This is a genomic window from Vreelandella neptunia (genome assembly GCF_000712975.1).
GTDB lineage: Bacteria > Pseudomonadota > Gammaproteobacteria > Pseudomonadales > Halomonadaceae > Vreelandella > Vreelandella qaidamensis.
Window position 1 is genome coordinate 135,743 of record NZ_JHQL01000001.1, and the last position, 21,099, is coordinate 156,841.

Sequence of the window (21,099 nt, forward strand, 5' to 3'; positions counted from 1 at the left end):
TAAGTTAAAAGACTTCTTCGTTATGCAGCGCTTCAGCGGCTCCGAGTAGCCCTGTCCACGGGTGAGTAACAATCCACACGGGAATATCGGCGTTATAGGCGCCCATCCGGCCTTTGTTCACAAAGCTATCACGCAGCTCGGATTTGGGTAGCCACTCCAGCAGGCGTGGTAAAATTCCGCCGCATAGATAAACGCCGCCCCTGGCTCCCATTGTTAGGGTCGCGTCGCCGCATACATCACCGAGAATTTTTAAAAAGCGTAACAGGGTGGCGGTGGCGGTAGGGTCACCCTGGTTGGCGGCTTGGGTAACCTCGGCTGGCGTCGTGCAGCTAGGCGTTTGCTCCTTCAGCGCACAATGGGCTTGGTACAGTTCCAATAGGCCCTGGCCGCATAAAATGCGCTCCACGCTGACCCGTTGGTAACGCTGTAGAAAAACATCCAGCAGCGCTCGCTCGGTGGTGTCGGTGGGAGCAAACGTAACGTGGCCGCCCTCGGTGGGAAGCGGTATCCAAGCATGCTGGCCGGGAAAAACACCAGCAACGCCCAGACCTGTGCCGGGGCCAATTACCAAGCGGGTAGAGTGAGACTGGGCCACACCTGCTTGTACTTCCACCAGATTGTCGGTGTCCACATGGGGCACGCCCAACGCCTGGGCAGTAAAGTCATTAATCACTTTGAATAGCGATAAGTTCAGCGTCTGCTGAACATCGCTTTTCATAAAATCCCAGTGATTATTGGTCATCTTGACGCGCTCGGCGTGAACCGGACAGGCAAACGCCAAACAGGCTTCCATTGGTGCATTGTCACCGGTAGCTCCCACGCGCTCCAGATAGTCCTGAATCGCATCGATAACCCCAGGGTAGTCCGCGCAGGGAAGATTAATAATATCGTGGGGCGTTACCCCACCTGGCGTTACGAGCGCCAGGCGTGCATTGGTACCGCCAATATCACCAATTAAGGCCGGTCGCATCAGGCATCCTCTTGAAGAATCTGGCCCTGTTGACGAGCGAGATCGTCGGCTTCAAAGCCGCCCAGTGAGCCTGCACCTTCTTCACCCCGCATGGCCAGGTGGCGGAAGCCGCTAAACAGTTCGCGGCCCAGGCCAACGTGATAGTGATCCAAATTCGCCACTACGCGCTCGCGATCTGCCCAGGTAGCCGCCTCTACTTTGGCTTCCAGCGTACCTGCGTTGGCGTCCAGGCGCACAATGTCGCCGTCGCGCAGTTTCGATAGCGGGCCGCCGTCCAGTGCTTCTGGGCTAATATGAATCGCAGCGGGCACTTTACCGGACGCGCCAGACATACGGCCATCGGTCACCAGTGCCACCTTGAAACCACGGTCCTGCAGTACGCCTAGGAACGGCGTCAGTTTGTGTAGTTCCGGCATGCCGTTGGCTTTTGGCCCTTGGAAGCGCACCACCACGATGACATCGCGATCTAAGTCTCCAGACTCAAACGCCGCCTTCATTTCATTCTGGTCTTCGAAGATTTTCACCGGTGCTTCTACCACGCGGTGTTCGTCTGCAACGGCGGATACTTTGATCACGCCGCGTCCCAGGTTGCCTTTCATTACGGTCAGGCCGCCGGTAGCTGCGAAGGGGTTAGCCACTGGGCGTAAGACGTCTTCGTCTAAGCTGCTTTCCGGACCTTCGTGCCAAACTACCTTGCCATTTTCCAAGAACGGCTCTTGGGTATAGGCGGTCAAGTCAGTGCCGAACACCGTGGGGATATCGCCGTGCAGTAAGCCCGCGCCGAGCAGTTCGCGGAACAGGTAGCTCATGCCGCCTGCCGCCTGAAAGTGGTTAATGTCCGCTTGGCCGTTAGGGTATACCTGCATCAGGCTGGGCGTTACAGCGGAAAGGTCGGTGAAGTCATCCCAGTTCAGCGTAATGCCTGCCGCAGCGGCCATGGCAATCAAATGCATCGTATGGTTGGTCGATCCGCCAGATGCCAACAAACCGACTACCGCGTTGACGATGGCGCGCTCATCAATCTGCTTATAGAAAGGGCGGTAGTCACCGCCAGGTTCAGTGTTGCGAATCGCCTGTTCGGTTGCGTAGCGGGTCAGGGCTTCACGCATTTCCGTGCCTGGATTCACAAACGAAGTGCCCGGCAGGTGAAGGCCCATTACTTCCATCATCAGCTGATTCGAGTTGGCAGTGCCGTAGAAGGTGCAGGTGCCAGGGCTGTGATAAGAGTCAGACTCCGCTTGCAGCAGCGCGTCGCGGCCTACTTTGCCTTCTGCGTATAGCTGGCGGATGCGTGCTTTCTCTTTGTTCGGCAAGCCGCTGGGCATCGGGCCAGCCGGTACGAACATGGCAGGTAAATGACCAAAGCGCGCCGCAGCGATAAACAGGCCAGGGATAATCTTGTCGCACACGCCCAGGTAAAGGGCAGCATCAAACATGTTGTGTGAAAGCCCAACGGCGGCCGCCATTGCAATCACGTCGCGAGAAAACAGCGACAGTTCCATGCCCGGTTGCCCTTGGGTCACCCCGTCACACATGGCGGGCACACCACCGGCAAACTGGGCGGTTGACCCCATGGCGCTGGCAGCGGCTTTGATGGTTTCCGGAAAGGTTTCAAACGGCTGATGGGCCGACAGCATATCGTTATAAGAAGAGATGATCCCTAAGTTGGCGCTGTTCATTAGCTTCAGGGAGTCTTTCTCTTGAGGGCTGCAGGCGGCAAAGCCGTGGGCTAGGTTACCGCAGGATAGCTCTGCACGATGCACACCACGCTTATGCTGGTCCGCCATGCGTTGCTCATAGAGAGCACGCCGCTCAGCAGAGCGCTCACGAATGCGTTGGGTAACCTCAGCAACGGTAGAATTTAAAGTAGCGGGTGTTGAGCTCGGCATAGAGACCTCTGCATGGTAGAGACGGTGAGTCAAGTTTGTAGTTATTTTACATCTTTTTGTGTCGATATAAGAGACTTTACGGCAATAAAAACCATATTTGTAGTTTTATTACCCCTAGTTGATAACTACTATCGTCGTAAATGATGATGCTTTTATGAACCTTACAGCTAACAGAGCAGTTCGGCCCCTAATGGGGTGGTTGCGTGCTGAAGTGTCTTAAAGCGCAAGTATAGCAGCCGCGCTTTTGCTACCATCTTGCGCAAAATGAATTTGATTGCTGCCCTGGAGCCGCTATGCATCCCGTCGTTAACCACGTCACGCCACTTGATAGTCACACTGGCGCATTGACACTTCGCTATATTGATACGCTCACCAAGCCGCCAGGCAGCCTCGGCCAGTTAGAAACATTGGCCGTTACGCTTAGTGAGATCACTGGTGAATGTAAACCAATCATCACGCCACCGGCGATTATTGTCTTTGCTGCTGATCATGGTATTGCTGAAGAGGGAGTGTCGGCCTTCCCACAAGAAGTGACGGCTCAAATGGTGGCTAACTTTGTCCGTGGTGGCGCGGCGATTAACGCCTTCGCCAGACAAATTGGCGCCCAGGTTGAGGTGGTGGATGTTGGCGTTGCTTCACACCTAGCAATGCCGAGTATTACGGATGCCAAAGTGCGCGCGGGCACCGCCAATATGGTGCTTGAAGATGCCATGAGCCGTGACGAAGCACTCGCTGCGTTACAGGTAGGCGGCGAAGCCGTTGAGCGCGCTGTTCAGGCGGGAGCGAAATGCATTATTGTTGGTGAAATGGGCATTGCGAATACCACCGCAAGCAGCGCCATGCTGGCGGCGCTGACCGGTAAGCCAGTGGCTCAGTTGGTGGGCGCTGGCACCGGTATTAGTAGCGTCCAGCAGGCTCATAAAGTAGCGGTGATTGAGCGGGCGCTAAGCGCACGCCAAGCCAATACCGAAGACCCCATAGAGGTGTTAAGCAAGCTAGGCGGGTTAGAGATTGCTGCTATGGCAGGCGCTTATCTAGCCACGGCGGCCAATCGCTTGCCAGCCATTGTGGATGGCTTTATCGCCACGGTTGCTGCCCTGACGGCCTGCCGTTTATGTCCAGCGGTGCGCGGTTATTTGATTTTTGGACATCGTTCTGAAGAGCCTGGTCATGCCACGGCCCTTGAGGCGCTTGATGCAACGCCATTGCTCTCTTTGGGGATGCGCCTGGGGGAAGGCAGTGGCGCGGCGTTGGCGTTTCCTTTATTACAGGCCGCCGCCGCGATGCTCAGTGAAATGGCTACCTTTGCCGATGCGGGCATTAGTGACAATGCTGCCCCATGAGCGAGCTAGAAACGCTTACATTTAGCCAGCCGCTAACGTGGTCGCAAAGTGAACACTGCTTGGTGGTGTCGGCCGCTGAGCCACTGTACACCCTAAGTAGCGCGCTTGTGGGAGGCGGGTTTGGGCATTGCCAACACTTCGCAAATTTTCACGTCGATAAAGATTACGACGGCCATCACCCAAAAGACGACCTGCTACGTTGGCTAGCAGATCAGCGACTACCGCTATCCGCTGTTGCGATGATGACTGCAGTGCGCCTGCACAGTGCATGTGCCTTCAGCGTACCATTGGCTGCAACAACCAATGGTGTGCTGGCGTTGGTGACGGCAGGTGTTGGCAACGCGGTTGATATTAGCGTTTCAAGTGACGCAGATCCTCGCTTAATGCTGAGAAGCACACCCAGGGTAGGCACAATTAACACATTTCTTTTTTTAGATGCCCATTTGACCGATGGCGCGCTGGTTAATGCGTCTCTATCAGCAACGGAAGCGAAAGTTCAAGCATTGAGAGAAATGGGTGTTAACGATCCATTCAGCGAAACGCCCGCTACCGGCACATCAACCGACAGCCTGTCTATCGCCGCTACCCAGCGTGGCGATCCAACACCTTATGCAGGCTCTGGCACGGCGATTGGGCGGGCGATAGGACAAGCGGTGTATCAGGCGACGTTGGGGTCGCTGACGAAATCGCAACAGGCTTCACCATGCTGGGGTTAGCGTCTGTTGGTTTAGTAGCGATGGCGATTGTGATTGATTTGATCGTTGGTGACCCCCGTTCGCTGCCGCACCCCGTGGTCATTATTGGACGCACCATCAGCGCACTTGAGCAGCGCTGGAACCAGGGAAGTGAAAAACGCCGTCGGCGCTTGGGCTTTATGCTCACTGCAACCATTGTGCTGGGCACGTTTAGTTTTGCTTGGCTAGGTTTGGCACTACTGACGTGGGTACACCCTTGGCTTGGGCTAGCTGCCGAGCTATGGCTGCTGGCGACAACGCTGGCCATAAAAGGTTTGGCGGAAGCGGGACGTGCCATTGCTGTGCCGCTGGCTAACGGTGATTTTGCATCGGCGCGAAAGGCGCTTTCTATGGTGGTGGGGCGTGATACCGAGCAACTGGATGAAGCAGGCATTACCCGTGGCGCGGTGGAAACCATTGCAGAAAACACGGTAGACGGCATCACCTCGCCGCTATTTTTTGCTGTGATAGGCGGTGCGCCGCTGGCGCTGGCTTACAAAGCGATTAACACGCTGGATTCCATGGTGGGCTACCAAAACGAACGCTACAGCGACTTTGGTTATGCCTCGGCGAAACTCGATGATATCGCTAACTGGCTTCCCGCAAGGCTGACCGCGCTATGCTTGTGGGCTGCTGGGGTGTTGATCAGTTGGCAATCATCGGCGCACTATTGGCGTCGGGCCATTATGGCCACCTGCCGCGAAGCGCCCCGTCACCCAAGCCCTAATGCGGGGTGGCCAGAGGCCATGGTCGCGAATCTGTTGGGTGTGCAGTTGGGTGGCACCAATGTTTATCAGGGCGCGGTATCCCATCGAGCCACCCTTGGCTCCCCGTTGGAAACGCTGACGTGTTCGCATATCAACGCCACGATTAAATTGATGCACGGCGCTTGGTTGCTGTTTTTCTTGTTAATGGCCGTGTTAACGATCTTATTAAGCGTGGGGATTTCATGGCTATGAGTCGTCAAGCCACTGTTCACGAAGCGGCTGATTGGCCAAGCCATGGTGGTCAGGCCGCGGCGCTGCTAAAGCGTTTTGGGCTACCTGACGATCATGTGGTTGACGACGTGAGCGCTAACCTTAACCCGCTTGGACCGCCCGAGTGGGTAGCAAGTTGGCTAGTAACTCGACTTGGCGGGCTTAGCCGCTACCCCTCGCCAGACTACGCGTCAGCCCGGCAGGCCATTGCGGCGCACAACGGTGTTCAGCCAGCACAAGTACTGCTGACCAATGGTGGGGCGGAAGCGATTTTTCTTGCCACGGCGCTGCATGCCGGTGGCCGAGCCCTATTATTGGCTCCCAGTTTTGGCGAATATGCCAGAGCCTGTTCTGCCCACCGTATTGAAACGGCCGAGCATGTGTTGCGCGAGCCGCATTTCGCTGGTGAGGTGGCGGACTTGCTAGAGAAAGCGGCAAACGCTGACGTGGTGTTTCTGTGTCGCCCGAATAACCCAACAGGCACGCTGATACCCATTGACGCAGTAGAGACACTGCTAGCGCATACGCGGGAAACCGGTACCCAGGTAGTGGTTGATGAGGCGTTTATCGATCTATCGATAGGTGTCGAGGCGCTGACGCCGCTACTTAAGCGTTACGGTCACTTAGTGCTGCTACGCTCAATGACCAAGTTTTATACCTTGCCTGGAGTGCGCCTAGGCTATGTGCTGGCTTCGGAAAACATAGTAGCCACCATGAGCCACCACCAGCCGCCCTGGAGTGTGAACCACCTTGCCGCCGAACTGGTAGCGCCGCTGCTAGCGGATAGTGAGTTTGCACGGCTCACCCAGCAGTGGCTTGCCAGTGAGCAGCCTCGTATGGGCAAGGCGTTGGTGGCGTTAGGGCTTGAGGTGGTGCCCAGCCATAGCTGCTTTTTCCTAGTGCGGCCTGGTGTTTTACAGCGTGAACGCGGCGTGACCAGCGCAGCCCTTTTTGAACGCATGCTTTATAAAGGGCTACTGGCGAGGCATACCCATAGTTTTAAAGGGCTTGAGGGCAGCTGGCTGCGCTTGGCACTGCGTGATGAGTCGGCAAATAACCGGTTGCTAAAGGTATTGCATGATTGTCTTTGTTAGTGGGGGGGCTCGTTCTGGAAAAAGCCAAGTAGCGGAGCAGCGTGTGCTCAGCGCGGCGGGTGACGCCAACTGCTATTACATTGCCACCGCCACTGTTGACGATGCAGAAATGGCCGACCGCGTATCGCGCCATCAGGCACGCCGGGAAGGCCAATGGGTGACACTAGAAGCTCCCCTTGCGATTGACCAAGCCATTGCCCAAGTACCCGATCACCACGCGGTACTACTCGACTGTTTAACCCTGTGGGCTGGGCAAGTGCTGTTTGGCGCTGAGCCAAATGAAGAATTCAGTGATGAGCAAGGCCTGGCGCTGCTTGATCGCTGCCTGCGTGATGCACAAGAACGGGGGCTGACATTGGTGATTGTATCGAACGATCTCAACGAAGAGTTGATTCCTGATCAGCCCGTTACTTGGCGCTACGTTGAGTTTATCCAGTGCCTGCACCGTTGGTTAGCGGCGCAAGCTGACTCAGTGCTTGAAGTCATCGCGGGCTGTGCTGTGGAGTGGAAACGATGAAAGATGCGCTGTTCGGCCTGGTGCTCGCGCTGCAGTTTCTAACCCGCATTCCACTTCCTGTTGCCTGCCCATGGACACCCGCCACTCGGCGTTGGGCAATCCGTGCCTATCCGTTGGTGGGGTTGTTAATTGGCAGCGTGCTGGTGTTAAACGCGCTGCTATTAAATTTCATAGGGGCACCAACGCCAATAACGGCGTTGCTACTGCTTAGTTTATGGGTCGCGCTTTCAGGGGGGTTACATCTCGATGGTGTGATGGATCTTGCCGACGCGTTAGGCAGTAACCAACCTCTTGAGCGGCGTTGGGAAATCATGAAAGACGCTCAGATAGGTAGTTTCGGCATCCTGGCACTGCTGTTTCTGATGGCTTGGAAGGGCGTATTACTGTGGGCACTGCTGGCGTATCAGGCGCCGCTGTGGTGGCTGTTGGCAGTGCCTGCATTAGGTAGATTTGCAGGGGTTGCACTGCTGGTTCTTACCCCCTGTGCCCAATCGAAGGGGCTTGCATGGAGTTGGCAGCAGTCGCTTAGCCCCCGTGATGTGGGTTATGCCTTGCTGCCTTTGTTGCTGCTTGTCGTGGTGTTCCCTGGTTTGATTGCCTGGGGGTTGGTCATTGTGGTGTGGGTAGCATTTGCCAGAAAGGCACTGCTGCGTCTATTTAACGGCATCAATGGCGACATGGTAGGTGCCACCATTGAAGGAGGAGAGCTTTGGCTACTAGTCTTAATGTGGAGTTGGTGGCAGTTCGCCACGGTATCACCGCCTGGAATTTAGAGCGCCGCTACCAAGGGCAGCGCGATATTCCGCTGCTGTTTCCTGACGCGGAAGCGGGGCTGCTGGCATTGCGAGACGCATTGACAGAAGAGTGCTTTGACGCTGTTTATTCAAGCGATTTAACCCGTTGCCAGCAAACCCTAGCGTGGTCGCAGGCGGCAAAGCCGGACGTCCCGCTGTATTTGGAGCCACGGCTACGGGAGCTGGATTTTGGGGAGTACGAAGGCAAGGTCTACGATGAGCTAAAAGCGTTACCCCATTATCGCGCTTGGATTGACAGCGTGGGGGAGCTGCAAATTCCAGGCGGTGAATCGTCTGGCCAGCTACGTGACCGGTTAGATGCTTGGCTTGAACAGGTGGCTGCGCATGCCCGCGAGCACCATTATCAAAAAGTGCTGGTGGTTACCCACGGCGGGGTAATACGCGAGTTGCGGCGTCGCTTTGAAACCATTGGCTTTTGGGAAGGTATCGTGCAACAAGCGCAGGGGCGGCGTTGGCAACTGACGTATCTAAATCGTGAAGAGGGTAAAGGAGAGTGGCAATGCAGCTGTTCATCGGCGGTGCCTGTGCAGGTAAGCGCGACGTTGTAAACGCACGCTTTCCCAGCGCTGTTTGGAGGCGGCTTTCCCCAGGGCAACGTTTACACGAAGTGAGTCACATTATGCAGCCCAATGTGCCGCTCGTGCTTCACGGCGTGTTTGAGTGGTTAGCGGCAGTGCTAAGCTCGGATATAAGCAGCGATGCGTCGCGCGATCAGTGGCGGCAAGACCTTGCAAATTTGGACGCTGCAGCACACACCCACGGCGTGACGCTGGTGCTAATCATGAACGAGTTAGGGCGGGGTATTGTTCCCATGGCCCGAGACCAGCGTCGCCTGCGCGATTTAAGCGGCTGGTTTAGCCAAGATGCCGCCGCCCAATCCGAGCAGGTCTGGCATGTACGGCATGGGTTGGTGCAGGCGCTTAAACCCTAGTCGGTTAAATTGACCAACCCCCAACAAATTGCTAGTTTACGCGCACTCTCAGGTGCTGGTGGCCATTATCGCCATCAGTTAAACGGGAAGTTGGTGAACGCTTGCGTGAATCCAACGCTGCCCCCGCAACGGTGATCGAGATAAGAACGGCTAAAGACGCCACTGTGCTAACGCATGGGAAGGTGGTCGTTCGGAAAGGATAGGTGCTGTTATCCGCCTTTCGCTCGTCAGCCCGGAGACCGGCCTAAGAGACATGGTTCTAAAGAACCACACTATACCGAAGCGCGGAGGGCGCTTTCAGGGTAATACTAGTAGCTGTCAGGTTGCTGATACTTCCCTTGGACTCCCTCTGCCCGGTCAAAAAAACACGCTGTGCGGGTGAGCACAGTGAGCAAGGGATTTCTCCATGTCTTATCGTTTTCATTCCACCGTCACGCTGGCGGCGTTTGCGATGGCTGCACTACCGTTGGCCGTTCAAGCCCAGTCGAATGCCCAGCCTGCGACAAATACGTTAAACCCTGTGGTGGTTACCGCCGCGCTTGCGCCGCGCACTGCCAACGAAAGCTTATCTTCGGTAACCGTGCTGGACGAAGCTACGTTACGCCGCCAAGATCCGGTCAGTATTACCGACCTGTTTCGCGGCCAGCCTGGGGTGGATGTTTCTACCAACGGCAGCTTCGGTAAAAACAGCAGCGTGTTTATTCGTGGCAGCGGTAGCAGCCAAAATGTACTGCTGATTGACGGTATTCGTCTGCGTTCCGCCACCAGCGGTGGGGCTGCCTGGCAATACCTGGAGCCGCGCATGTTTGACCGCGCCGAAATTGTGCGCGGCCCGCGCGGTAGCTTATACGGGGCCGATGCGATTGGCGGCGTTATTCAGCTGTTTACCCCTCAAGGCGAAGAAGAAGGCCCACAACCGCGGGTTTCTTTTGGCGGTGGCTCGTTTAACACCCAGCGCCTGAGTGCCGGTATTAGCGGCAAAGAAGGGGGTACCCGCTACAGCTTTGCAGGTAGCCACTTCACCACCGATGGCCAGCCGGTTCGGCGTGACGGAGACGATAAGGGCTATGACAACACCACGGCCCTAGCACGGGTTTCCCATACCTTTGCAAGCGGTGCAGAAGCAGGCGTGCTGGCGCTTCGTGCCCGTGGCCATAACGAATACGATGGTGGCGAAAACGACTTCGTGCAGCAGGTGGCAGGGGTCTACGGTGAACTGCCGATGACCGATAACTGGCGCAGCCGCTTAACCCTCAGCGAATCCCGTGATGAAAGCGATAACTTCGCTGACTTTGGTGACTCTGTGTTCAACACCAAGGTGAGCACCGCGCGCTGGGAAAATACCTTTACAGCGGGCGCCCACGAGCTAATTGCTGGCGCTGAGTACAGCGAAGATCGAGTCAATAGCACTACGGCGTATGATGAAACCAGCCGAAGCAACGCGGCGGTCTTTACTCAGGCGCTGCTCGATTTTTCACCGTTTACCCTGCAAGCCAGCTTGCGCTTTGATGACAATGAATCTTACGGTGAAGAAGTCACTGGTAGCGTAGGCGTGGGCTATGACGTAGACAGCCATCACACCTTACGTGCCAACTACGGTACGGCCTTTAACGCACCCACTTACAATCAGCTCTATTTCCCTGGCTTCGGTAATCCCGACTTGGAGTCTGAAACGTCAGAAAGTATTGAAGTGGGTGTACGTGGACAGTATGCCCAATGGTTCTGGGATGCCGCGCTTTATCAAACCGATATCGACAACTTGATTACTGGCCAAGGTCTGCTGTTTAACGTGCCGGAAACCCGCATTCGTGGGGCAGAGTTAGCGGCTGGCGTTGAACTCGACGATTGGACACTGGCTGCCGCACTCACGTACACCGACCCTGAAAACCGCCTGACAGGTAAGCGCCTGCAAAACCGCGCCTCGCAAAGCCTTCGCTTAGACGTAGACCGTGAGCTTGGTGACTGGTCGGTGGGTGGGTCTTGGATTGCTCAAAACCACCGTTACCGTGATGCGCAGAACCAAGACCGCCTAAGCGGTTACGGGCTGGTGAACCTGCGTGCGGGCTGGCAGTTTGCCCCGCTGTGGAGTGCGCGGGTAACGTTGGAAAACGCCTTGGATCAAGATTACATTACAACACGCTCTTTTGATGGTGCCGACTACATTAATGCAGGCCGTGCAGGGTTCTTGAGTGTTCACTTTGGCCAATAAAAAAGCGAATCAGAGTATGTCTAAACAGTGCGGGGCTATTGGCCCCGCACTGCCATTAAAGCGATTTTTATTTAATCGTTGCCTACAGACTCTATTCACACTACCCCTGTTAACACTCGGTGGTGTGGTTTCAAGCGCCGTAGTGGCAGATGACCACAGCCGCTGCGTGGTAGATGACCGTGAGCGGGAGGTGTGTCTACACACTGAGGCTCGGCGCATTGCCACACTTTCCCCTGGGGCGACGGAGCTGACCTACGCTGCGGGTGCTGGGGAACAGGTCGTTGCTGTGGTGAGCTACAGTGATTATCCACCGGAGGCCAAACAAGTAGCTTCCGTTGGCAGCCACACGCGGATTGATTTAGAAGCGCTAGTGGGGCTGGCACCTGACTTAGTGATCGGTTGGGTAACCGGCAATCCGGCTGAGCAAATGGAAACCCTTGAAGCACTTGGCATGCCGGTGTTCTACATTGAACCGCGTACGGTTGATGATGTCGCTGATACTATTGAGCGGTTGGCACGCCTAGCGGGAACGGAGCTCGCAGGCCAGCAAGTGGCTGATAGTTTCAGACAGGGTATGGCGGAGTTGGCGGCGCGCTATAGTGATCGAGAGCCCGTACGCACGTTTTATCAAGTGTGGGATCAACCGCTGATGAGCGTGAACGATGAACACCTGATTGGCCAAGTGGTACAGCTTTGCAGCGGTGAAAATGTGTTTGGCGATCAGCTACGCCTAGTACCAAGGCTGGATGACGAAGCCGTATTGGCGGCTAATCCTGAAGCGATTATTGCTGGTGGTATGGGGGAAGAGAACCGCCACTGGCTGACCCACTGGGAACAATACCCACATCTTTCCGCCGTGGCGGATGATAGCCTCTATTTTGTGCCGCCTTCGCTGATTCAACGGCCCACGCCACGTCTGTTAGACGGCGCTCAGTTGCTGTGCGAAAAACTTGAGCAAACCCGTCAAAAACGCGTTGAGGCGGCTTCTATGGACAAGGACTCTTAATGACAGCGCGCCTGTGGCAACCTCTTTGCCTGTTGGCATTGATTGCCATTACCGCCATGCTATTTTCCCTAGCGGTGGGCAGTGCTCAGCTTTCCGCTGCCCAGCTTTGGGCGGTGATGCAAGGGCAGGGTGATCCGTTGGCGCGTACTATGGTGATGGATTTACGCCTTCCCCGCGCGCTTTCGGCTTTTGCTGTCGGCGGTTTATTGGCAGTCGCTGGCGCTCTGATGCAAGTGCTGCTGCGCAATCCTCTTGCAGACCCTTATGTACTTGGGCTTTCCGGTGGCGCATCGATTGGCGCGTTGGCGGCCATGCTGGTAGGTGTGGGTGGGCTGCTAATTTCAGGCTCAGCGTTTTTCGGCGCATTGCTGTCCACGTTTCTAGTGTTTGGTTTGGCCCACGGCAGCGGCAGCTGGACGCCCTCACGTCTGTTGCTTACCGGCGTAGTCGTGGCGGCAGGCTGGGGTGCGGTGATTACCCTAATGTTGGCGTTGAGCCCTGCCGAACGGCTGCCGGGCATGCTGTATTGGCTGATGGGCGATCTTTCCTACGCGCGTACTCCCTGGCCGCCGCTGCTGCTGTTATTACTCACCTGTATTGTCTTGATTCCGTTGGGACGTAGTTTAAATGTGCTGGCTAGAGGCCCACAGCAGGCAGCGGCACTGGGGGTTGCTGTTCGTCCGTTGGAGTGGGGAATTTATATCGCGGCGAGCCTGTTAACTGCAGCGGCTGTCACCACTGCGGGCAGCATTGGCTTTGTTGGCTTAGTGGTGCCGCATATGCTGCGCCTGTTGCTAGGCAACGATCAACGGCTGATATTGCCAGCTTGTGCCCTTGCCGGGGGCTCCTTACTCGTGTTGGCCGATACATTGGCCCGCACGATGATTGCCCCGGAGCAGTTGCCAGTGGGGGTGATTACCGCGCTATTGGGTGTGCCGACGTTCCTCTTTTTGCTTTACCGGAGCCGCTGATGAGCCGCCTGGTCACGCAAGACCTCATCATCAACGTGCCAGAAAGGCGCGATGGCACGGCGCTGAATATTGCCATCGAACCCGGCCAGATATGGGGCGTATTAGGCCCTAACGGTGCGGGTAAAACCACGCTGCTGCACACCTTGGCGGGGTTGAACGCGCCGCGTTCCGGGCAAGTGTTGCTGGGGGGGCAGCCGCTTGAGACGCTGCGCAGGCGGCAAATTGCCCAACGCCTGGGGATGGTCTTTCAGGAACGCCTGGACGGCTTTCCCGCCACCGTATTGGAAACCGCGTTGATTGGCCGCCATCCCTATCTGTCGTTATGGCAAATGGAGGGGGCAGACGACTATGCCCGGGCTGAAGCAGCGCTTGAGCAACTGGACGTTGCCCACCTGCGCGACCGGCTGGTGAGCACGCTTTCCGGTGGCGAAAGGCAACGTGTTGCGGTGGCCACGGTACTGACTCAAGCCCCCAGTATTTGGCTGGCCGACGAACCGACCAATCATCTGGACCTGCATCACCAAAGTGCGGTGATGGCGCTGATGGCTCAGCAAGCAGCCCAAGGCAGTGCGGTGATGATGTGCCTTCACGATTTAAATCTAGCGGCCCGTTGGTGCGACTACATTTTGCTGCTTTACCCAAGCGGTGAGGCCTGCTGGGGGCCGCGAGACACCATGCTGGTGCCCAGCGCGTTAGAGCGGCTTTATCAGCAGCGCTTGGCAACGGTGCAAGTTAACGGCGCGCCAGTATTTGTACCCATCCAGTAATACCCAACATCACTATAAATTCCAAAGGCTTGTATAAAAAAGCCTGTATTGAAGGGGAAGAGGCATGTTGCAAGGTGAAGCCCACGCGGCGTTAATTAGCGCACCTGGTTCCGGCCAGGGAAAATCTATGGTGACCGCAGCGTTAGCAAGATTACACCGTAATGCGGGGCGCACCGTGCGGGTCTTCAAGCATGGCCCAGATTATCTCGACCCAATGGTTCAGGAAGTGGCTTCGGGCCAGCCGGTGTACCAGCTCCACCCGTGGATGACTGGCGAAGATGAGTGCCGTTGGCGCTTGGCTCAAGCCGCTCAAGAGGCCGATGTAATTTTAGTCGAAGGCTCCATGGGGCTATTCGACGGCTCGCCTTCCAGTGCCGACTTAGCCATTTTGGCCGGTATTCCGGCGTTGCCGGTAATTGATGCCTGGGGGATGGCGCAAACCTTTGGTGCGGTCGCCCAGGGGCTTGCTAACTACCGTTCCGATCTTGCCATTCATGAAGTGATTGCCAACCGTGTTGGCAGCCCAGGCCATGGCAAGTTGCTGGCAGAAAGCATGCCAGAAGGCATTGCGCTGTTGGGTGCGATTCCCCGTCACGATGCCATGAAAATTCCCGACCGCCATTTAGGCTTACTACAAGCCCATGAGCTAAGTGGCTTGGATGCCCAGCTAGACGCCGCCGCCAAGGTATTGGAAGAGGCTGGGTTGGGCCGACTGCCCAAAAAGGTAACGTTAAGCGCTGAGCCACCTACACCGGTTCCTGAGTATTTACGCGGTGTGCGCATTGCCATTGCCCGTGATGATGCCTTTGCCTTTATTTATCGCGCCAATGTGGAGTTGCTGCAAGCGATGGGCGCGGCGATTCACTTCTTCTCACCGCTCAATGACAGCGTGCTACCAGGATGCGATGCCCTGTGGTTACCCGGCGGTTATCCGGAACTACACGCAGCAATGCTTAGCGCGAATCAGCCAATGTGTGAGGCGATCACCACTCATCATCACCAAGGTAAACCTATTTTGGCAGAGTGTGGTGGGCTGATGAGCTGTGTCGAGCACCTAGTGGATGGTGACGGAAAGCGTCATACCATGCTGGGGCTATTGCCTGGTACTGCAAAAATGGCGGGCAAACTGACGGCGCTAGGCCTGCAAAGTTTACACGCTCAACAGGGTGAATTGCGGGGGCACACTTACCACCATTCGCTGTTGGAAACGTCACTTCAGCCGTTTGCTCGTACCCGCAAGTTGGCGGGCAGTGAAGCCGAGCCGATCTACCGTGATGGGGCGCTGATTGCGAGCTATTTCCATGGTTATTTCCCTTCGGCACCTAAGCTAGTGGCGAACATTTTTACCGGTCAGCCCCTGCAAATACTGGCGCAGTGATTTTTTTGGAATATTTTTCCATAAAGCCTATGTGGGCTATCATAGGGCGGTTAATACCCTACACCAACGATTATCAGGAGCCGCTATGAGCTTTTACGTTTATCTTTCCGGCGAGATTCACACCGACTGGCGTGAAGAAATTCAGCGAGGCGCCGATGCCGCTGGATTAGACATTGTATTCACCGCCCCCGTTACCGACCACGACGCTTCTGATGCCGCAGGCGACCACCTAGGCAAACCGGACAACGGCTTCTGGCGCGACCACCAGTCTTCCAAGGTCAACGCCATTCGTACCCGTACCATGATCGAACAAGCGGATTTGGTCGTCGTGCGTTTCGGTGATAAGTACAAGCAGTGGAACGCCGCCTTTGATGCGGGCTATTGCGCCGCACTTGCCAAGCCCTACATCACGCTGCACAGCGAAGACATTGTTCACCCCCTGAAAGAAGTGGATGCCCAAGCCCAGGCCTGGTGCACAACGACGGATCAAGTGGTAGAAACGCTGCGCTACGTTCTAAAAGCTTAAGCGTTAACTCAAGGAGCACCCATGCGCGAAAATGCCAAAACCCCGGAACGCCATGCCCAGCGCATGGCGGCCAAGCAGAAAATCATGAACGAGCGCATCGCCAGCGCTGACAAAGAGCAGGGCGTGCTGCTGGTGCTAACCGGCCCCGGTAAAGGCAAAAGCAGCTCCGGTTTTGGCATGCTCGCCCGCGCCCTTGGCCATGGTATGAACGTCGGCGTGGTGCAGTTTATTAAGGGCGCGTTTAGCACAGGGGAAGAAGCCTTCTTTCGCAACTTGCCTAATGTGGACTACCACGTGATGGGTGAAGGCTACACTTGGGATACCCAAGACCGCGAACGCGATGTCGCTGCCGCCAACGCCGCCTGGGAGCAGGCCAAGCGCATGCTGCAAGACGACAGCTACCACATAGTACTGCTCGACGAACTTAATATCGCCCTGCGCTACGAGTACCTCGACCTAGACCAAGTGCTCGACGACCTGCAAGCCCGCCCAGCTATGCAGCACGCGGTTGTCACCGGTCGTTACGCCCCGCAACAACTCATCGATCTTGCCGATACCGTCACTGAAATGAAGGTGGTTAAACACGCCTTTAAAGACCAAGGGATTAAAGCTCAGAAAGGCATCGAGCTTTAGTAAAGAAGAAGGCGTGAGAAAGTAACTGAAGCTCCGCTCGCCCATGGCGACTACTATGGGAGGGAGCTTCAGCGCGCGAAGACTCAGCCACATAAACAATCTAGCCACCCCGTAGCGCGGCGTAACGCTTGGCGAGGAACGAGCCAAAAGGCACCCGCGAAGGCAGCTAGCTGCCCAAAGCCTCCACTTGCCCAATTTCTCTGCAAAGCCACGTTACCTAAGCCAAATTTATCAATAAAGTATGGTTGAATCGTAAGAATGAGCCAGCACGCGAATTTTGGATATGTTGCCATACGATATAAATAGCGATTTAAAAATAGTTGGTTATGTTTCTTAAAGCGGTTAGATAATAGTATTTAGCTCGGTGCCTTGACGACAATTATAATGTACTTACGATGTAATTATGAGCCATTATTCCTTTGACTGGGATCCTCGCAAGGATGCCGCTAATCGCAAGAAGCATGACGTCTCGTTCCAGGAGGCCAAAACTGCCTTTACGGATGAGTTTGCACGTCTTATAGCTGACCCAGACCATTCTGAAGAGGAGGACCGGTTCATTCTCCTCGGTACAAGCATTCATTCTCGCTTACTGGTGGTGCGCCACTGCGTGAGAGATGGCGAAACCATTCGAATTATTTCTGCGCGCAAGGCGGATAAACGAGAGCGAAAAACTTACGAAGGGTATAGACATGCGTGACCATTACGATTTTTCAGAGTCAGTCAAAAACCCATACGCCAAGAAGCTTAAAAAGCAGGTCACGATCCGCCTGGATGAAGATACCATCGCGTATTTCAAAAATCTGGCGGAAGAAAAAGATCTACCGTATCAGAGCTTAATTAATCTCTATCTACGCGACTGTGCCCAGTCACATAAAGACCTCAAACTTGAGTGGCAATAAACGGCGTGACTATGATGCAGCCCTGCATCACCTTGCACAGTGAAGACATTGTTCACCCGCTGAAAGAAGCCGATGCCAAGCTTGGTGCACCACGACTGATCCAGTCTTCGAAACCCTGCGTTACATCCTCAAAGCCTAAGCCCGCTGCGCCTCCTGCAAGCACCGCTTGTGGGAGGGCGCTTCAGCTCGCGAAGATCCAGCCACATAAGCAATCTAGCCACCCCGTAGCGCGGCGTAACGCTTGGCGAGGAACGAGCCAAAAGGCACCCGCGAAGGCAGCTGCCCAAAGCCTGCTCCAGCTCAATTTTTCTTCAAAGCCACGTGACCTAAGCCAAATTTATCAATAAAGTATGATTAAATCGTAAAAACGAGCCGGCACGCGAATTTTGGATATGTTGCCATGCGAGATAAATAAAGCTATAAAAACAGTGGTTTATGATTTTTTGGATGGCTAGATAACACCAATAAACGTGCTGACATGTTCAAGGGTGTTATGAAGCAGGCTATATAATCACTGTTAGAAGCCTATCGTGGCAGGGAGTCTGTAGTGTCAGGATTAAAAATGAGGTTCATTAAACCTTGCAGAGAAACAGATAGTTCACCTAGGTTAACTGTCAGTAGAGTCAAGGATAATAAAGACAGAAAAACAGAAACCTCGCTTTTGTTAGATCTTAATATCCTTATAAGAATGGAGGATGTGATACTTAGAGGAAAAAACCCGGCTGATTTGGGTTTGATGGAACTAGTGAATTTTGTAAATCAGTGCCCAGCAGAAAGTATTTGCCTGAGCCCAGGCTTTGCTTTAAGTGAGGTGCACCCCAAGTTCAAAAAGCAGTGTTTTGAAATATTTGAAGTGTTTCTGTCGATATTCTGTCCACAATTGGTAGATCATCCGACAGCCACCAGAAATTCGGAATTAGATCCGGAAGAGCTTAGGAAGCTGGAATTTCATGAGCTATCGCTTGGCGAGCAATATCTTCATTCAATTTCATACTATTCACTAATTCAGATTCATATTATTGATAGCAAATATAGCAATCTATCAGGCGTGGAAAAGTTTAACATCTACTTAGATTCAGTGTGCGACGATATTGATATGCTTAGCGCAGTGGAGGCAGAAATTGCAAAATACTGCTTCTGCACTAAGAAAGATGAATACAGTCAAAATTTAAAAGATCGAATACAAGATATAAAAGACAATTTCTTAGATAGACATGCCGACCCAAAGAAACGCCTGCTTAATATCTTCAATGGTGTTCAAGATCTAAAGTACGGCAAGTCTGCGTTAAAATATTCTGAGAAAATGTTTTTTGGGAAAAACCAAGAAACATGGGTTGCCACGTTGGACTCAAAACTTTATTGGCTGAGTGAGTCAATACATCACTATCCTGTACATGGCGAACCTCATAGTAAATTTTATAGCATCGTAAGAACAGATGAGCAACAAAATTGCAGTTACTGGCAGAGTGTAGATGACGCCTTATATGCAAGACAATCAATACGAGAAGCCGAAGGAAAAGCAAGCTCCCCCTTAAATGAAGAGGACATGGAAAATTTACATAAAATACTGCTAAATAAAGGGTTTGCGGACTTTTATGACGAATTTGCTTCTAACAAACGCGTCAATTAGGACGCTCGCAAGCTCACGCCTATTACGCGGGCGTTATAGAGCAGGCGAATACGCGAATTTGTCAAATTAAGTACTTCTCATCTTAAGGGTAAGTAAGTGAAGATAGAAAAAGTAGAAATCACTAATTTCAGAAACTTTGAGTCCGCGACAATCGCTTTTAGAAAAAGCACTCTTGTTATAGGGGCAAATGACGTAGGCAAGACGAACCTAATGTTTGCCTTAAGGCTTCTGCTAGATAAATCCCTATCGGAGAGAGATATTGAGCCATCAGAAACAGATTTTAATATTAAACCTGATGGTTCACAGGCAAATGAATTTAGCATAGTAATTCATTTTTGTGATGTAAAAGAAGAAGCAGTTTTATCGGTTTTACGTGAATATGTAAGTGATGATTCCAAAACAGTATTTAAGCTGGCAGCGTCTAGAGAAAACCTAGAACATAAGTTCTACGCAGGGTCTGGTGAAGCAGACCTAGAAGAAATAAGCAATCGATTCTATTTGAAGTATATAAATCTTAGGTATATTAAATCGCAGCGAGATTTACAGAAGTTTATAGACATTGAAAAAAAGCAACTTCTAAAACTATCTCAAGCCGACAGGAATGATGCTGATACAGAATCTGATAATAAACAGCTCAACAAAATTGGAAAGAGCCTAAATATAGTTAATGAACGAGTAAGACGCTTAAACTACGTAAAGAGCTCTACTAATTTAGTAAATGATGAGCTGAAAAAACTTGCTCATACCTTTGATGATTATGGAGTGCATTTAGATTCCGGTGCAATCCAAGTGCAGCAATTTATTGACAGCCTACAGTTAAGCGCATCATCTAATGGATCGAAGATCATGCTTGGCGGTGATGGGCGAAACAACCAAATTCTTTTGGCGTTATGGAAGGCAAAAAGCCTAAGAGATCATGACCCTGATCATGAGGTCGTATTCTACTGTGTTGAAGAGCCAGAGGCTCATTTGCACCCCCACCAACAGAGAAAGCTAGCCGATTATCTAAACAATGAATTACCTGGCCAAACATTAATAACAAGCCATTCTCCGCAAATTACAACTAGATACTCCCCAGACTCAATCGCCCATATTGTAAATCGGGGAAATGGCAGCTACGCCGCAAGTGATGGCTGTTCGGAGTGTATCAGTGATACATGGGACGAACTTGGCTATAGAATGAGTATCCTCCCTGCCGAGGCATTCTTTTCAAGGGTTGTTTTATTGGTAGAAGGCCCTTCTGAGCAACTTTTTTATACTGAATTAGCAAAAGTAAATGGCATAGATTTAGATTTCTATAATATATCAATTTTATCGGTAGACGGTGTTCAATTTAAAGTTTACGTAGATGTACTAAATGCAATGGAAATTCCATGGGTTTTAAGAACAGACAATGATGTTTCCAAAATTACAGTGGGCGGTATAGAACTCCGGAATCTGGCTGGTATTAATAGGTGCTTAGACCTATTAGGCTTGCAAAAACATGACCATCGAGATGTAAATACAACAGCAGAGTCAATAGTTCAGAATGGGATTTGGCAGAATGTATCCAATCAAATTAATCCGCATAATGCGTTCCTTTCTAAAGTTGACTTGGAGCATGATTTGGCGAGTGAGCTGCCTGCACAAGTAATCGCTTATACAGGAAAAACTAATACCGATGATGCCATTAAGTATATGGCAGATAAAAAAGCAATTCGTATGCGTGGGTTTTTAAATTCTTATAAGCATGAATTAAATAGTCTAGTAACTGGAGATCTAGCAAAACCGTTATTACGAAGCTTAGAAATTGCTAAAGGGTTAGCTTAGA

General features: G+C 53.1%; 21 protein-coding genes and 1 riboswitch. Of the genes, 19 read left to right on the top strand and 2 right to left on the bottom strand.

The features are described from left to right. Positions 1–4: 4 nt before the first annotated feature. Both glk and edd read right to left on the bottom strand, forming a co-directional pair. Positions 5–970, bottom strand: a complete 966-nt coding sequence (gene glk / locus CR46_RS0100575) for a glucokinase (RefSeq protein ID WP_030069068.1) — start codon at positions 968–970, stop codon at positions 5–7. Continuing rightward, positions 970–2,859, bottom strand: coding sequence for a phosphogluconate dehydratase (gene edd / locus CR46_RS0100580; protein ID WP_030069069.1), 1,890 nt, complete (start codon positions 2,857–2,859; stop codon positions 970–972). The genes glk and edd overlap by 1 nt, the downstream gene beginning before the upstream one ends. Before the next feature lie 293 nt (positions 2,860–3,152). Between edd and cobT the strand changes: the two genes are divergently transcribed. From cobT to CR46_RS0100680, 19 genes are all read left to right on the top strand, one after another. Then, positions 3,153–4,202: a nicotinate-nucleotide--dimethylbenzimidazole phosphoribosyltransferase gene (gene cobT, locus CR46_RS0100585; RefSeq protein ID WP_030069071.1), complete on the top strand. Its 1,050-nt coding sequence runs from the start codon at positions 3,153–3,155 to the stop codon at positions 4,200–4,202. Next, complete coding sequence (locus CR46_RS0100590) at positions 4,199–4,918, top strand: adenosylcobinamide amidohydrolase (RefSeq protein ID WP_030069073.1); 720 nt, start codon at positions 4,199–4,201, stop codon at positions 4,916–4,918. Before cobT ends, CR46_RS0100590 begins: the two co-directional genes overlap by 4 nt. Next, positions 4,906–5,895 (top strand): adenosylcobinamide-phosphate synthase CbiB, encoded by a 990-nt coding sequence (gene cbiB, locus CR46_RS0100595; protein ID WP_030069075.1) that lies wholly within the window; start codon positions 4,906–4,908, stop codon positions 5,893–5,895. The genes CR46_RS0100590 and cbiB overlap by 13 nt, the downstream gene beginning before the upstream one ends. Beyond that, positions 5,892–7,007: a threonine-phosphate decarboxylase CobD gene (gene cobD, locus CR46_RS0100600; protein ID WP_030069077.1), complete on the top strand. Its 1,116-nt coding sequence runs from the start codon at positions 5,892–5,894 to the stop codon at positions 7,005–7,007. The genes cbiB and cobD overlap by 4 nt, the downstream gene beginning before the upstream one ends. Next, complete coding sequence (locus tag CR46_RS0100605) at positions 6,991–7,524, top strand: bifunctional adenosylcobinamide kinase/adenosylcobinamide-phosphate guanylyltransferase (RefSeq protein WP_030069079.1); 534 nt, start codon at positions 6,991–6,993, stop codon at positions 7,522–7,524. Before cobD ends, CR46_RS0100605 begins: the two co-directional genes overlap by 17 nt. Next, positions 7,521–8,297, top strand: coding sequence for an adenosylcobinamide-GDP ribazoletransferase (cobS, locus tag CR46_RS0100610; protein ID WP_030069081.1), 777 nt, complete (start codon positions 7,521–7,523; stop codon positions 8,295–8,297). The genes CR46_RS0100605 and cobS overlap by 4 nt, the downstream gene beginning before the upstream one ends. After that, positions 8,234–8,887 (top strand): histidine phosphatase family protein, encoded by a 654-nt coding sequence (locus CR46_RS0100615; protein ID WP_030069084.1) that lies wholly within the window; start codon positions 8,234–8,236, stop codon positions 8,885–8,887. Before cobS ends, CR46_RS0100615 begins: the two co-directional genes overlap by 64 nt. Continuing rightward, entirely contained in the window at positions 8,839–9,270 is a 432-nt protein-coding gene (locus CR46_RS0100620; protein ID WP_030069086.1) for a bifunctional adenosylcobinamide kinase/adenosylcobinamide-phosphate guanylyltransferase, read from the top strand. The genes CR46_RS0100615 and CR46_RS0100620 overlap by 49 nt, the downstream gene beginning before the upstream one ends. A gap of 33 nt (positions 9,271–9,303) precedes the next feature. After that, positions 9,304–9,532: riboswitch (cobalamin riboswitch) on the top strand. A gap of 144 nt (positions 9,533–9,676) precedes the next feature. Further along, positions 9,677–11,479: a TonB-dependent receptor domain-containing protein gene (locus tag CR46_RS0100625; protein ID WP_030069087.1), complete on the top strand. Its 1,803-nt coding sequence runs from the start codon at positions 9,677–9,679 to the stop codon at positions 11,477–11,479. A gap of 16 nt (positions 11,480–11,495) precedes the next feature. After that, a complete protein-coding gene (locus CR46_RS0100630; protein WP_084180343.1) occupies positions 11,496–12,485 on the top strand; it encodes a cobalamin-binding protein in 990 nt (329 codons plus the stop codon). Next, on the top strand, positions 12,485–13,456 hold the full coding sequence (locus CR46_RS0100635) for a FecCD family ABC transporter permease (protein ID WP_030069090.1): 972 nt from the start codon (positions 12,485–12,487) through the stop codon (positions 13,454–13,456). Before CR46_RS0100630 ends, CR46_RS0100635 begins: the two co-directional genes overlap by 1 nt. Then, positions 13,456–14,223, top strand: coding sequence for an ABC transporter ATP-binding protein (locus tag CR46_RS0100640; protein ID WP_030069092.1), 768 nt, complete (start codon positions 13,456–13,458; stop codon positions 14,221–14,223). Before CR46_RS0100635 ends, CR46_RS0100640 begins: the two co-directional genes overlap by 1 nt. A 64-nt stretch (positions 14,224–14,287) precedes the next feature. Continuing rightward, entirely contained in the window at positions 14,288–15,601 is a 1,314-nt protein-coding gene (locus CR46_RS0100645; RefSeq protein WP_030069094.1) for a cobyrinic acid a,c-diamide synthase CobB, read from the top strand. 85 nt (positions 15,602–15,686) lie between these two features. After that, a complete protein-coding gene (locus tag CR46_RS0100650) occupies positions 15,687–16,127 on the top strand; it encodes a YtoQ family protein (protein WP_030069097.1) in 441 nt (146 codons plus the stop codon). A 21-nt stretch (positions 16,128–16,148) separates the two neighbouring features. Beyond that, complete coding sequence (gene cobO / locus CR46_RS0100655) at positions 16,149–16,760, top strand: cob(I)yrinic acid a,c-diamide adenosyltransferase (protein WP_030069100.1); 612 nt, start codon at positions 16,149–16,151, stop codon at positions 16,758–16,760. 403 nt (positions 16,761–17,163) lie between these two features. After that, positions 17,164–17,457 carry a BrnT family toxin gene (locus tag CR46_RS0100660; protein WP_030069102.1) on the top strand — a complete coding sequence of 98 codons (294 nt, stop codon included), beginning with the start codon at positions 17,164–17,166 and terminating at the stop codon, positions 17,455–17,457. Then, positions 17,450–17,659 (top strand): BrnA antitoxin family protein, encoded by a 210-nt coding sequence (locus tag CR46_RS0100665; RefSeq protein ID WP_030069104.1) that lies wholly within the window; start codon positions 17,450–17,452, stop codon positions 17,657–17,659. Before CR46_RS0100660 ends, CR46_RS0100665 begins: the two co-directional genes overlap by 8 nt. 547 nt (positions 17,660–18,206) lie before the next feature. After that, positions 18,207–19,289 carry a hypothetical protein gene (locus CR46_RS0100675; protein WP_156963036.1) on the top strand — a complete coding sequence of 361 codons (1,083 nt, stop codon included), beginning with the start codon at positions 18,207–18,209 and terminating at the stop codon, positions 19,287–19,289. 96 nt (positions 19,290–19,385) lie between these two features. Beyond that, positions 19,386–21,098, top strand: coding sequence for an ATP-dependent nuclease (locus tag CR46_RS0100680; RefSeq protein WP_030069113.1), 1,713 nt, complete (start codon positions 19,386–19,388; stop codon positions 21,096–21,098). The last annotated feature ends 1 nt before the right edge of the window (position 21,099 follow it).